13 protein-coding genes are annotated in these 13829 nt (G+C 37.9%); 5 read left to right on the top strand and 8 right to left on the bottom strand.

Features of this window, described 5'->3' with window-relative positions; all coding sequences use genetic code 11:
- Positions 1-9: 9 nt before the first annotated feature.
- A complete protein-coding gene (gene lepB, locus FC70_RS06790; protein WP_057890305.1) occupies positions 10-612 on the bottom strand; it encodes a signal peptidase I in 603 nt (200 codons plus the stop codon).
- Positions 613-751: 139 nt separating this feature from the next.
- Between lepB and FC70_RS06785 the strand changes: the two genes are divergently transcribed.
- Complete coding sequence (locus FC70_RS06785) at positions 752-1735, top strand: aldo/keto reductase (protein ID WP_172457063.1); 984 nt, start codon at positions 752-754, stop codon at positions 1733-1735.
- Between the two features lie 63 nt (positions 1736-1798).
- Here FC70_RS06785 and FC70_RS06780 read toward each other — a convergent pair whose 3' ends face one another.
- The 7 genes from FC70_RS06780 to rpmH form a co-directional block, all read right to left on the bottom strand.
- On the bottom strand, positions 1799-3025 hold the full coding sequence (locus FC70_RS06780; protein ID WP_057890235.1) for an L-lactate MFS transporter: 1227 nt from the start codon (positions 3023-3025) through the stop codon (positions 1799-1801).
- Positions 3026-3281: 256 nt separating this feature from the next.
- A complete protein-coding gene (gene mnmG, locus FC70_RS06775; protein WP_057890234.1) occupies positions 3282-5189 on the bottom strand; it encodes a tRNA uridine-5-carboxymethylaminomethyl(34) synthesis enzyme MnmG in 1908 nt (635 codons plus the stop codon).
- Positions 5190-5223: 34 nt separating this feature from the next.
- Entirely contained in the window at positions 5224-6612 is a 1389-nt protein-coding gene (mnmE, locus tag FC70_RS06770) for a tRNA uridine-5-carboxymethylaminomethyl(34) synthesis GTPase MnmE (protein WP_057890233.1), read from the bottom strand.
- 197 nt (positions 6613-6809) lie between these two features.
- Positions 6810-7553, bottom strand: coding sequence for a Jag family protein (locus FC70_RS06765; protein WP_057890232.1), 744 nt, complete (start codon positions 7551-7553; stop codon positions 6810-6812).
- A gap of 144 nt (positions 7554-7697) precedes the next feature.
- A complete protein-coding gene (gene yidC, locus FC70_RS06760; protein WP_057890231.1) occupies positions 7698-8528 on the bottom strand; it encodes a membrane protein insertase YidC in 831 nt (276 codons plus the stop codon).
- A gap of 3 nt (positions 8529-8531) precedes the next feature.
- Complete coding sequence (gene rnpA / locus FC70_RS06755) at positions 8532-8885, bottom strand: ribonuclease P protein component (protein ID WP_057890230.1); 354 nt, start codon at positions 8883-8885, stop codon at positions 8532-8534.
- 53 nt (positions 8886-8938) lie between these two features.
- Entirely contained in the window at positions 8939-9073 is a 135-nt protein-coding gene (rpmH, locus tag FC70_RS06750) for a 50S ribosomal protein L34 (RefSeq protein ID WP_057890229.1), read from the bottom strand.
- A gap of 494 nt (positions 9074-9567) precedes the next feature.
- On the opposite strand from rpmH, the gene dnaA reads away from it, so the two are divergent.
- The 4 genes from dnaA (at position 9568) to recF (ending at position 13785) form a co-directional block, all read left to right on the top strand.
- Entirely contained in the window at positions 9568-10884 is a 1317-nt protein-coding gene (dnaA, locus tag FC70_RS06745) for a chromosomal replication initiator protein DnaA (protein ID WP_057890228.1), read from the top strand.
- A 165-nt stretch (positions 10885-11049) separates the two neighbouring features.
- The gene (dnaN, locus tag FC70_RS06740) at positions 11050-12189 is read left to right on the top strand and encodes a DNA polymerase III subunit beta (protein ID WP_057890227.1); all 1140 of its coding nucleotides are present in this window, start codon (positions 11050-11052) and stop codon (positions 12187-12189) included.
- A 244-nt stretch (positions 12190-12433) separates the two neighbouring features.
- Positions 12434-12658: a S4 domain-containing protein YaaA gene (yaaA, locus tag FC70_RS06735; protein ID WP_057890226.1), complete on the top strand. Its 225-nt coding sequence runs from the start codon at positions 12434-12436 to the stop codon at positions 12656-12658.
- 8 nt (positions 12659-12666) lie between these two features.
- Positions 12667-13785 carry a DNA replication/repair protein RecF gene (gene recF, locus FC70_RS06730; RefSeq protein ID WP_057890225.1) on the top strand — a complete coding sequence of 373 codons (1119 nt, stop codon included), beginning with the start codon at positions 12667-12669 and terminating at the stop codon, positions 13783-13785.
- Positions 13786-13829: the final 44 nt, after the last annotated feature.

Here is a 13829-nt window from a genome sequence, read left to right as displayed (position 1 = left end):
CGCTTTTAATTATTCGAAATAATTTTTCCATTCCGTGTTAATGTTTTTCTTAGCGGTTTTATCTGATCCCCAGAATGGCACTTTAACTACCCCTAAGATTTTACTCTTTGGCACAAAGCCCCAATAACGGCCATCATTTGAAACGCTACGATGATCACCAAGGACAAAATATTTACCTTTTGGCACCTTAGTCGCATCAGTATTTTTTAACCACGCATGGTCATTTGAAAGACTCGCCAAGGTCCAATTACCTGTCCCCGTGGTTCGTTCATCAGAACTAATATAATTTTGTTTAACTTTTTTACCATTAACGTAAATATTACCATCTTCTGACTTAACCGTATCACCTGGTAATGCAATTACCCGTTTAACATAATCTGTTTTGGTAGTTGCAGTTGGATCAACTCCTTGAGCTTGGAACACGACTACACTCCCACGGTGAATCGTTGCTTGCTTAAGAACCACTACCCGTTCATTATCACTCAAATTGGGATCCATCGAAGGACCATCAACCCGAACTAATTGAAATACAAATTGCTTAATTAATAAAGCAACCAATAACCCAATTACAATTGGAACTATCCAACTAAGAATCTCTTTCATTGCTTTCATTTCCATAATATCCTCTCAACGTTGATAATCCCATTTTAATACTTATTCACCCGATATCAAAGGAGAAATATCTAACAACTTCTTATCCGATAACTTTAGTGTTAAGATTTCATTATTAAAGACACTTTGGAGGTCAATCATGGAATATCGTATTTTGGGTAAAACTGGTTACAAAATTAGTGAAATTTCATTAGGTACATGGCAATTAGGCTCTAAATGGGGTGATCCATTTAATCAACAAGCAGCCCAAGATACACTTGAAGCGGCCTATCAAGCGGGGGTTAACTTCTTCGATACTGCTGATATTTATCAAGATGGGGAAAGTGAAAAAGCCATCGGCGAATTTTTAGCCGCTCATCCCGAACGAAAAATTACCGTCTCGACAAAAATGGGCCGGGCCCTTGATCCACATACAATTGATAGTTATACCAAAGAAAATTTGGAAGCCTTTGTCGATAAATCGCTTAAAAATTTAAAAACTGACAGTTTAGATTTAATTTTATTACATTGCCCACCAACTGATGCTTATTATCATAAAGAAATTTTTGATACTTTAGATGCAATGAAAGCTGACGGTCGTATTAAACATTATGGTGTCAGCGTTGAACGCATTGAAGAAGCCATTAAAGCCATGGACTATGATATTTCAGCCGTTGAAATTATTTTTAATATTTTCCGCCAAAAACCAGCTGATTTATTTTTCAAATTAGCCAAAGCACATAACGTGGGTGTCATTGTCCGCGTTCCATTAGCTAGTGGTTTACTGACGGGTAAATATACGCTCGGCACTAAATTTGGTAAAAATGATCATCGTAATTTCAATCGTCACGGTGAAGCCTTTGATAAAGGTGAAACTTTTGCCGGTGTTGACTATGAAACTGGCGTGAAAGCCGCCACTGAATTAACACAACGTTTAGGTACTGATCAGTTAGCTCAAACGGCACTCCGCTGGATTTTGATGTTTGATGCCGTTTCAACAATCATTCCGGGCGCTAGCAACGCCAATCAAATTAATGCCAATACTGAGGCGGCTGAACTACCAGCCCTAACTCCTGACCAAATGGTAATTTGCCAAGACGTTTATCAAAAATATTTTGAAGCAACCGTTAAATATTTATGGTAATTACCCTGAACCACAAAATAACCGACCATGGCTGAAAAAAATTCAGTTATGATCGGTTATTTTTTATTCTTGTTCTAATTTAGTTTGTACAACTTTGAATCGTTTACGAATTGCGAATGAAACTACTAATGCTAATAATTCTAAAATACCAAAGAAAATTAAGGTCAGATTATAGCTTTGTAAAATCTGATGGGACATTGATAACACTAATGGGCCAACCAGACCGGCTAGACCCCAAGCAGTTAACACGTAACCATGAATTGCCCCTAATTCTTTGGTGCCAAACACATCACTGAGATAAGCTGGAATTACTGAAAACCCAGCACCGTAACCTGAAATAATCACACACATTACCACGGTAAAAACCGACGTTGAATTAACTCCTAATAGACCAAACAACAGTAAACCTTCCATGATAAACACTAAGCTAAAGGTATTAGGGCGACCAATATAATCTGAAATACTAGCCCAGGCTAAGCGACCCGCGCCATTAAAAATCCCAACCACCCCAACCATCCAAGCGGCTTTAACCACCGTCATATGGGTAAGCTCTTGCGCCATTGGTGACGCGGCTGAAACCAAGCCAATTCCACAGGTGATATTGATAAATAGCATCACCCATAACATCTTAAATTCAGGCGTTTTAACCGCTTGATTGGCGGTCATTTGACGACCACTAGTTAAACTTACTCCTGGTTGTAACGATTCATCGACCGTTTCAATTCTCTTTGGTGGCTTGATAAATTGGGCTGCCGTTACCATCACGATAAAATAGAAAATGCCTAAAATGTAAAAAGTTCGTTCAATTCCCACCGTACTAATTAATTGTTGGGCAATTGGACTTGTAATCATTGCCGCAAATCCAAAGCCCATGATGGCGCAGCCGGTTGCAAATCCCCGCCGCGTTGGAAACCATTTGATAATGGTTGAAACTGGGGTGACATATCCGGAACCTAACCCAATTCCACCAATCACTCCATAGGCCAAATACAATAGCCAAAGTTGATTTGAATGAACTGCCAATCCGGTCATAATTGTCCCAATCCCATAACAAAAACTAGAAATTGTTCCCGTCACGCGGGGACCAAATTTTTCAACTAAGCGACCCATAAACGCCGCCGACATTCCAAGAAAAAAGATGGCTAAACTAAATGCAAAGGTAATGGCTGATTCTGCCCAATGTGTTTTGGTCGCAATTGCAGTGACATAAACACTCCAAGCATAAACTGAACCCAACATTAAATGAAACGTGACGCCGGCCGTAGCGACTGTATACTTATTTAATTTCAAGATGAACTCCCTCTCTTTTACCAGCAACATTACCAAAGTTCGTAATTTAATATTAATTGAGTAGTTATAGATGGTCAAGATATAAATATAAGAAATAAACACGAACGATTTTAAAATAATTTGTTAAATTATTCATATTTATACAAAAAAAAGACCCATATTTTAAATATGAGTCGCTCAATCAACAAATAAATATTCTGATTACGTTAAATATCGGCCAAAACATCATCACTACTAAAAGTTTTTACCAATATCATTAAATTTTAGCAATTCGACCACGCTGAATATAGACACTTAAAATTGCAATATCCGCTGGGTTAACCCCGCTAATTCGGGTTGCTTGCGCAATCGTTTCTGGTTGAATTTTCTTTAATTTTTGCCGTGCTTCCGTAGCTAAACTATCAATATCATCATAATCTAGTCGATCTGGAATTTTTTTGGCTTCCATCTTTTTAAGGCGTTCAACCCGTGCTTCCGCCTTTTTGATATAACCGGCATATTTGATGGTAATTTCAATTTGCTCAATTACTTGGCGATCTAATGGTTCAGCTGGAGCAGCAATAAATTTAAGGACATCCGCATAGTTAACTTGTGGGCGCCGTAAAAATTCACTCGCCAACAATGAATCTTTCAATGGCTTTTCACCACGCGCCACTAAAAAGGCATCAATCTCATCATTTGGTTTAATTCGAATGGTATCTAATCGCTTTAATTCTGCTTTAACGGCCGCTTGCTTATTTTCAAAGGCGGCAAACCGGGTCTCATCAATTAAGCCAAGCTCATGACCCATTTCCGTCAGACGTAAATCAGCATTATCATGGCGTAAAATTAGACGATATTCGGCCCGACTAGTTAATAGACGATATGGTTCCGTCGTTCCTTTAGTGACCAAATCATCAATCATTACCCCGATATAAGCATCGGAACGCTTCAAGGTAAACTGGCCACGATCTAATGCCCGTAATCCGGCATTAATACCGGCAATCATTCCTTGTCCCGCCGCTTCTTCATAGCCAGAGGTTCCGTTAGTTTGACCCGCCGTATATAAGTTCTTGATTAACTTAGTTTCGAGCGTGGGCTTTAATTGGTAAGGCGATACGATATCATATTCAATCGCATATCCCGGACGCATTAATTCCGCATTTTCTAGGCCCTTGATGGAGTGTAAAATCTTTTGTTGAACTTCTTCCGGCATTGACGTTGATAAGCCTTGTACGTACCATTCTTCCGTCTTGCGACCTTCTGGTTCTAAGAATAGTTGGTGGCGCGGTTTGTCAGCAAAACGCACAATTTTATCTTCAATCGATGGACAATATCGTGGTCCAACGCCTTCAATGGTGCCTGAAAACATGGGTGCCCGATCTAAGTTTTCCCGAATGATTTTATGTGTTGATTCGTTCGTATAAGTTAACCAACATGAAAGTTGATCTTTAAGTAGTAAATATTGGCTATCCGGCGTTGTAAAACTGAAGTGATTAGGCGCTTCATCACCGGGTTGTTCTTCGGTCTGACTATAATCAATCGTAGTTCCATCCACCCGTGGTGGGGTTCCCGTTTTAAAGCGTTCAATTTCAAAGCCTAAATCAGCTAAATTTTTCGTGAGCTTCATGGCTGCTTGAGAATTATTTGGACCGGATTCATATTGTAATTCACCAATAATAATCTTTCCACGGGCCGCGGTTCCCACGGTTAATACAACACTTTTAGCGGCATAATGTGCACCAGTACTGGTAATTACACCCTTACAAACACCATCTTCAACGATTAAGTCATCAACCATTCCCTGCCGTAACGTCAAATTCGGTTCATTTTCAATCGTGTGCTTCATTTCGGCATGATAGGCATGCTTATCAGCTTGCGCTCTTAAAGCACGGACAGCTGGTCCTTTACCAGTATTAAGCATCCGCATTTGGACATATGTTTTATCAATATTGCGACCCATTTGGCCACCAAGTGCGTCTAATTCACGCACTACAATCCCTTTGGCTGGGCCCCCAACCGAAGGATTACAAGGCATAAATGCAACCATATCTAAATTAATCGTCATTAATAAGGTTTTATTTCCCATCCGGGCAGCAGCCAAAGCAGCTTCACTACCAGCATGCCCCGCGCCAACAACAATTACATCATATTCTTTTCCTGTATATGGTAAGGCTTGTTCCATAATTTGTTCTCCTTATAACACTTTTTAACTTAATTTATTTTCCTAAACAAAATTGGCTGAATAGTTGATCCAATAATTCATCTTGATAACTATCACCGGTAATTTCACCAAGTAATTCCCAACTACGTGTCATATCAATTTGAACTAGGTCAACTGGTAACCCAGCCGCAATTCCTTGTTGCACATCACTTAAAGCGGCATCGGCTTGATTTAGCAACCCAATGTGGCGGGCATTGGTAACCATCACACTATTAGAATTAGTTTCGATTCCTTCACCGAAAAATAAGTCACTAATGCGGTTAGCCAATTGATCCATGCCATCATCATTCACAATCGAGGTTTCAATAATATCTGCAGCATCCACTAAGTCAGTCAGTTCAGCATGATCTAATTTAGTTGGTAAATCGGTTTTATTTAAAATAACGATCCGCTTAACATCCTTAGTATCGTCAATTAAGCCACGATCCTCATCAGTTAAGGCTTCATTATTATTCAATAATAGTAAAACTAAATCGGCCGTTGCAATTGCTTTACGACTTCGTTCAACCCCAATTGCTTCAATTTGATCCGTTGTTTCTCGAATTCCCGCTGTATCAATTAACTTCAATGGAACTCCATTTACATTGACATAATCTTCAATCACGTCCCGCGTCGTTCCCGCAATATCGGTGACAATTGCCTTGTCTTCATGTAATAAGTTATTTAATAAACTTGATTTACCAACGTTAGGGCGACCAATAATGGCAGTCGCTAATCCTTCACGTAAGACCTTCCCTTGCTTGGCACTCTTTAATAATTGTTTAATAATTTGTTGTAGTTCAGCTGCTTTTTCTTGTAATAACTTGGTTGTCATTTCTTCAACCGCATCATATTCAGGGTAATCAATATTCACTTCGACTTGGGCTAACACATCTAAAATATCTTGCCGTAATTGTTTAATTAAGCGTGACAAATTACCATCAAGTTGATTAAGTGCCACTTTCATTGATTTATCAGTTTTGGCGCGAATTAAATCCATCACGGCTTCCGCTTGTGACAAATCAATGCGCCCATTTAAGAAAGCGCGCTTGGTAAATTCACCTGGTTCGGCTAACCGTGCGCCATTACTCAATAGTAATTGTAAAATTTGATTGGTCGCCACTAACCCACCATGACAATTAATTTCGACAATATCTTCTTTAGTATAGGTTTTTGGGGCTAACATAACTGAAGCCATCACTTCATCAACTTCTGCTCGCGAAATTGGATCAATTACATGTCCATAGTTAATCGTATGCGAAGCGACCGATGCTAACGACTTCCCTTTAAAAATTACTTGTGCAATTGGCAAGGCCTGTTCACCACTAATGCGAATAATTGAAATTCCACCTTCACCAGCTGGTGTCGAAATTGCTGCAATTGTATCAAATTCTGAATTTGCCAAGTTAATACCCCTTTCCGACAAACAAAAAAAGCACCTACTCCACGCCTACAATTTGCAGACGTGGTAAAGTACTTTCACTACTTTTACCCTATTTAATTTAATAATAAGTCTTTCGTTTACGCTACTTAAACTAACGTAAATGCCTACTATCTGATTTATTTCTAACTACGATATTTTAAAATGGATTCACCAGAATGTCAATCATTTAGTTTGGTGCGTGGGGCAACGACAACCACTCGTTGCTTTCCTTTACCTTCGGAATATGAGCGAACTTGCTGGTTATCTTTTAAAAATTCATGAATTTGTGCCCGTTCACCTTCCGGCATCGGATCAAACACCACAACTTCTTCAGACTTAATTACCTCGTTAACGGCTTGCTTGGCCACTTTTTTCAAAATTTTACTTCGTTTGGCTCGATAATCATTCGTATCCAGCATGACTTCAATATCATCTAGGCGGGCTTCTCTGACGTATTGATTAGCTAAATCTTGAAATTCATTGATGGTTGCACCTTTAATTCCAATTAATTTCGTTTCATTATTCGTTTTTAAATTGATTACCCAGTCATCATGATTAATTTTAATTTCATATGAAAGAATAATATCTTTTTTTGCCGCTAGTTCTTTAACGTATTCTGCCGTTGCGCGCGACAGACTAGAAACTAGCATCGCCCGAACTTGCTCATTAGTCATTTCCCCTGATTCCGGCAGTGATTCGATTGACACTTCGCTTTCATCTTCACTCATTAAATCAGTACCAATCGCATGATAGCGGGAATTAATCGGTAGAACTTCAACTTCCGCTTCTTTTCGCACACGGCCAAATAAGCCTTGTTTAGGCCCATTTAAAACCTTGATATTTGCTTCACTTTTGGTTAATTTAAGGGTAATTAACCCATTTTCAATTGCTTCTGCAACCGTCTTACCAGTAAATATTGCCATTGTTTGCTGGCCTCCTTGTTTAGCTTCACAACTAATTATATCATGCTCAAAATTTTTCGCATTATTGCCGGTTTTTCATTACAAAAAAAGATCGATTTTATCCAAACTACAGATAATATCAATCCTTAATTAATAATTTACTTGTTATCTTTTACCCTTAACCGCTTTTCGTTTGGCCTTTTCAATCGCTTTTTTCTTCGCTTTTTCTTCGGCAACTTTTTCGGCTCGTTCACGATTTATCTTAAATGGATTTTGAATAACCAACGTTTGGCCTACTTGGAATGCATTGGTCACACTCCAGTACAACGAAATCGCTGATGACATATTCACAGCCATAAAGAAAATAAAGATTGGCATTACATAAGTCATCATTGAAGTCATTCCATTTTTCTCCGGCATTGAGGCCATTGATAACCATGAACTCATAAACGTAAAGACGGCAGCCAAAATTGGCAAAATGAAATATGGATCTTTATCACCTAATTCAAGCCATAAAAATGATCCATGCTTCAATGCATCAGTCCGCCAAATAGCAGCATACAAAGCATAAATAACTGGCATCTGAACTAGTAACGGTAACATTGACGCAAATGGGTTAACCCCAGCTTCAGAATACAATTTCTTTTGTTCTTCTTGTAATTTCTGAACCGTCTCCATATCCTTTGATGAATATTTCTTTTGCAGCGCCTTCATCTTAGGTTGAATTTCTTGCGTTTTCCGCATTGATTTTGTTTGGTAAATCATCAATGGGAGGATAATAATTCTTACAATAATGGTAAAAATAATGATCCCAAAACCGTAACCACCAAAATGGTGTGATAACCAAATAATAACTCGTGAGAAATTATAAACAATCCAATGATCCCACAAACCCGTACTTTTACTAGTAACCGGGGCATTAGAACACGCTGCCAAAAAGACAGTCAATCCCAAGACACTGATTAAGGCTAAATATTTTCGAAACCTCTTCTTCACTCTTTAGTCCTCCACTTCATCATCGATTAATTGTGCTAGTTTTAACACGTGCGTCAGATGCTTCTTTGCTTCATCCATTGATATTTGGTCCGTTGATGGTCGCGCAATGATGATAAAATCAACTTCAGATTTAATCTGTGGTTTCAATTCCAACAAGGCTTGTCGCATTCTCCGTTTAACCCAAACACGATGGACCGCATTCCCAATTTTCTTACCTACTGAGATACCAACCCGGAAATGCTTTTGTCCTGGTTTCTCTAATTGATAGATAATAAATTTTCGATTGGCGACCGAGTTGTGTGTTTCAAAGACTTTTTGGAAGTCCAATTCCTTCTTCACACGGTACGATTTTTTCATTAGATCTTCCTCAAATTTATTTCAGAAAAAAAGACCACTTGATAGTGGCCTTCTTATGCAGACAATACTTTTCTACCTTTTTGACGTCTACGTGCTAATACACTGCGGCCGTTACTTGTACTCATACGTTGACGGAAGCCATGTACGCGTTGGCGATGGCGTTTCTTTGGTTGGAATGTTCTTTTCATAATTTAGCACCTCCTTATTAGGATGTTATTTTTATATATTTAGTCGATCGAATCGACCTTTCCAAACAATACCCTACAATTTTATCACAAAGTTAAAACAGAAGAAACACCCAAATTAGAAGAAAAAATATTTATTTACCTTCATTTTCCACAAATAATCCACAGCGTTGCTTTTCAATCTGTGGATACTTTTGGGTTTTCCACAGGGTTATCCCTTATTTTTCCACATATCCACAGCTTGTCAATAAAGTTATCCACATTTGGTTTTTGCTTGTGGATAAGTGCCCTAAACCCTTTAAATATCTACCTCTTTTTCCACTTACTTTTTGTGGATAACCTGAAAACGCCCCGTTTCTTTTCGCTTTTCCACATCCTTGTGGACATTTTACACACAGCGTTGTTCATTATTACAAAAAGATTTCAACATCCCTGTGGAAAACTCGCTCCGTGCATGCTAAACTAAATAGAGTATTTTTATAACTGGAGGGCTTGCCTTGACTGATTTAGAGTCATTTTGGAACAAAATTAAAGAATCTTTTAAGAATGACGTCACTAGTGTGACTTATAACAATTTAATTGACCCCGCTAAAATTATTTCTTTTGACGACGATCTTTTAACGATTGAATTACCATCGACGTTCCACAAAGATTATTGGGTAAAATCATTAACCCCCAAAGTTCAACAGTATACTTTTAAAGAAATTGGAAAGAATGTCACTCCCTATTACATAGTAGAAAGTGATCAACCAACTAACCATGTTCCATCTAAAGATACCCGCTCCTTTAAGGTCGATACCGCGTTAAATCCACGTTATACCTTTGATACCTACGTGATTGGTAAAGGTAATCAAATGGCTCATGCCGCCGCTTTAGTGGTTTCAGAAGAACCTGGTAAAATGTATAATCCACTGTTCTTTTATGGTGGGGTTGGTTTAGGAAAAACTCATTTGATGCACGCCATTGGTAACAAAATGATGGAAGCCAATAGCAATACGCGCGTCAAATACGTCACCAGTGAAGCCTTTACGAACGACTTCATCAATGCCATTCAAACCGGACAACAAGAACAATTTCGCCAAGAATATCGTCAATTAGATCTCCTATTAGTCGATGACATTCAATTCTTCGCTGATAAAGAAGGAACGCAAGAAGAATTCTTCCATACCTTTAATGCCTTATATGAAGAAAACAAACAAATTGTACTAACTTCGGATCGCTTACCCAATGAAATTCCGAAATTGCAAGATCGACTAGTTTCCCGCTTTAAATGGGGCCTATCGGTTGATATTACCACCCCCGATTTAGAAACCCGAATTGCGATTTTACGTAGTAAGGCCCAAGCTGATCATATCGATATTCCCAGTGATACCTTGACTTACATTGCGTCCCAAGTTGATTCCAATGTTCGTGAACTTGAAGGGGCTTTATCACGGGTTCAAGCTTATTCCCACTTAATGAAAAAAAGTATTACCACTGAATTAGCGGCAAACTCACTAAAGGCTTTAAAACTAGAAGGGGTCCAAACCTTAACCGTTGAAGTAATTCAAGAAAAAGTTGCTGCCTACTATAGTTTATCGGTTGCTGATTTACGTGGTAAAAAACGGGTTAAACAAATCGTTGTTCCTCGCCAAATTGCCATGTTTTTAGCCCGTGATTTAACCGATTATTCACTCCCTAAAATTGGTGATGCCTTTGGTGGTAAGGATCATTCCACCGTTTTACATTCAATTGATAAAATTGAAGCCGAAATTAAAACCAACGCTAATTTGCAAGAAGACGTACAAAACCTTAAAATAGAGCTTAAGCCGTAATTGTGGAAAACTTGTGGAATACGCAGGTAGTTATCCACAGGTTATCAACAAGCTTTTTCACTTGATTTAACAAGCCCATCCTTACTTTTCCACAGTATGAACAGGGCCTACTACTTCTACTGTTTTTAAATATAATTATATATAGACTGACGAGGATTAGAATTCATGAAATTCACAATTAACCGTGCCACCTTTATCAATAAGTTAAATGATGTTTTACGAGCTATTTCATCAAAGACTACGATTCCAATATTAACTGGAATTAAACTAGTAGTTTCTGATGAAGATGTAACCCTAACTGGTAGTGATGCTGATATTACAATTGAATCAGTATTAAGTAATTCTGATGAAAAAATGGAATTAGAAATTGCTTCTGCCGGCTCAATTGTCTTACCAGCTCGTTTCTTCAGTGAAATTATTAAAAAATTACCGGACAAGCAAGTCACCATTGAAGTTACCGATGGGTTCCAAACCCAAATTACTTCCGGGACTGCTTCATTTACCATTAATGGTCAAGATGCCAACAACTACCCACATTTACCAGAAATTGATAGCGAAAATACGATTAGTTTAGCTGGTGATGTCTTAAAAGAAGTGATTGGGCAAACCGTCTTAGCTGTATCAACTCAAGAAAGTCGTCCTATCTTAACGGGGATTCATTTAATTCTTAGTGAAAATCAATTAGTGGCGGTCGCTACTGATAGTCATCGATTAGCACAACGAAAAATTAATCTCCCAACCGCAGTTTCGCAAACTTATAATGTCATTATTCCTGGTAAGAGTTTACAAGAATTATCAAGAATGATTGATGATAATCGTAAAGAAATTCAATTACGCATTGCTGACAATCAAGTCTTATTCTTATTAGGCGACACCCTCTTTTATTCACGCTTATTGGAAGGAAACTATCCGGACACAACGCGCTTGATTCCCGATACTTCTGATACGACGGTTGAACTAAATGCATCGGTCTTTTTAGCAGCAATTGAACGAGCTTCATTGTTGTCACATGAAAGTCGTAATAATGTGGTTAAATTAAATATCCAACCTGAAGAACAACTTGCTGAAATCAGTGGTAACTCACCTGATGTCGGAAATGTTGAAGAACAAATTAGTGTCTCAACAGTTGCGGGGCAACCAGTTGAAATTTCATTTAATCCAGATTATATGAAAGATGCGTTACGTTCCTTTGGTCAAAGTGAAATTAAAATTTCGTTCACTTCAGCGCTACGACCATTTACGTTAGTACCAACTGAAAATGAAGACAATTTTATTCAATTAATTACCCCAGTACGAACATATTAATAATTTTAGTTACCAAAACGACTCCTCATTTGAGGGGTCGTTTTTAGTTTGTCGTGAAGTTAAATTTAAATATCTAATTTTGAATTTAACGATAAAACATAAAATTAGCGATTTTAAGGCGTTTTGGTCAAAAATATCAAAACGAGCTGTAATCGCTATAAACGCAAAATTAGCGGTCATCGGATTGTTTTTACCTAATTTAACAGGTATAATGAAAGGTGAATAAAAAAAGTAGGTGAATAATTTGGAAGAACCTGTAATTGTCTATAATGATCAACCATTTATTACTGTTGGCCAACTTCTTAAAGAAGAAGGAATTATCCCAACCGGTGGTGCTGCAAAATGGTTTTTAATTGATAATGAAGTTTATGTAAATGGTGAACAAGATCAACGACGTGGCCGTAAGTTATATACTGATGACGCTGTCGAAGTTCCAGGATTTGGTTCATTTGTAATCAAAGATAAGTAGGCAGACGAATGATTTTAACTGATTTACATTTACGAAATTTTCGTAATTATGATGATTTACAGGTTGAATTTTCACCTGGAATTAACGTCATGATTGGTGAAAATGCTCAAGGTAAAACAAATTTGCTAGAATCAATTTATGTCTTAGCTCTGACCAAGAGTCATCGAACTGCTAATGATAAAGAACTAATTAAATGGCAGGGAAGTGACGCTTTTATTAGTGGTCGGGTTAAAAAAACAAATGGCACCGTTCCGTTAGAATTACTGTTTAACTCAAAGGGAAAAAAAGCCAAAGTTAATCATTTAGAACAGGCAAAATTATCACAATATATTGGTCAATTAAACGTTATTTTATTTGCACCCGAAGATTTATCCTTAGTTAAAGGCGCACCCGCAATGCGGCGCCGGTTTATGGATATGGAATTTGGTCAAATGAGTAATAAATATTTATATAATTCCGGGCAATATCGCACGATTTTGAAGCAACGGAATCAATATTTAAAGCAGTTACAACAACGAAAACAAACTGATCGGATTTTTTTACAAGTATTATCAGATCAATTAGCCGCTTATGGGGCTGAAATTATGGTGGCCCGGGTTAATTTTCTTCAGCAATTAGAAGGCTGGGCGCAAGTAATTCATGATGAGATTTCACAGGGAAAAGAGAAATTAACGTTTCATTATGCGTCACAATTAACCGTTGCAGACGATGCCACGGTCGAAAGTGTTTATGAACAATTACTAGCCTTGTTAACTAAGAATGAAAGTCGTGAGATTGAACTAGGTAGTACTTTATACGGCCCGCAGCGCGATGATCTTAAATTTTTGGTGAATGACAATAATGTCCAAACGTATGGGTCCCAGGGACAGCAACGCACAACCGCCTTATCGGTTAAGCTCGCTGAAATTGATTTAATGAAAGCCCAAACGGGTGAGTATCCGCTATTATTATTAGATGATGTTTTATCAGAATTAGATGATGAACGGCAAACCCATTTATTAACCGCGATTCAAGATAAGGTTCAAACTTTTTTGACCACAACTAGTTTAAGCGGGGTTGCGCGACAATTAATTAAAGAACCGAAGATTTTTGAAATTGAACAAGGGATTCTATTGAACGAAGACTAAAAATATAGGTTTTATGGGAAATTTGGAACACAGTAGGAGGGTCA

The sequence above is a fragment of the Paucilactobacillus oligofermentans DSM 15707 = LMG 22743 genome, from assembly GCF_001434315.1.
In the GTDB taxonomy this organism is placed as follows: Bacteria; Bacillota; Bacilli; order Lactobacillales; family Lactobacillaceae; genus Paucilactobacillus; species Paucilactobacillus oligofermentans.
The sequence above is the reverse complement of the archived record's forward strand: the minus strand, read 5'-3'. Positions and strand labels throughout refer to the sequence as shown.

Bases quoted from the DNA above. Each gene is read 5' to 3' on its own strand.
- lepB (WP_057890305.1), bottom strand. From the start codon at position 612: ATGAAAGCAATGAAAGAGATTCTTAGTTGGATAGTTCCAATTGTAATT.
- FC70_RS06785 (WP_172457063.1), top strand. From the start codon at position 752: ATGGAATATCGTATTTTGGGTAAAACTGGTTACAAAATTAGTGAAATT.
- mnmG (WP_057890234.1), bottom strand. From the start codon at position 5,189: ATGGAACAAGCCTTACCATATACAGGAAAAGAATATGATGTAATTGTT.
- FC70_RS06765 (WP_057890232.1), bottom strand. From the start codon at position 7,553: ATGGCAATATTTACTGGTAAGACGGTTGCAGAAGCAATTGAAAATGGG.
- rnpA (WP_057890230.1), bottom strand. From the start codon at position 8,885: ATGAAAAAATCGTACCGTGTGAAGAAGGAATTGGACTTCCAAAAAGTC.
- rpmH (WP_057890229.1), bottom strand. From the start codon at position 9,073: ATGAAAAGAACATTCCAACCAAAGAAACGCCATCGCCAACGCGTACAT.
- dnaN (WP_057890227.1), top strand. From the start codon at position 11,050: ATGAAATTCACAATTAACCGTGCCACCTTTATCAATAAGTTAAATGAT.
- recF (WP_057890225.1), top strand. From the start codon at position 12,667: ATGATTTTAACTGATTTACATTTACGAAATTTTCGTAATTATGATGAT.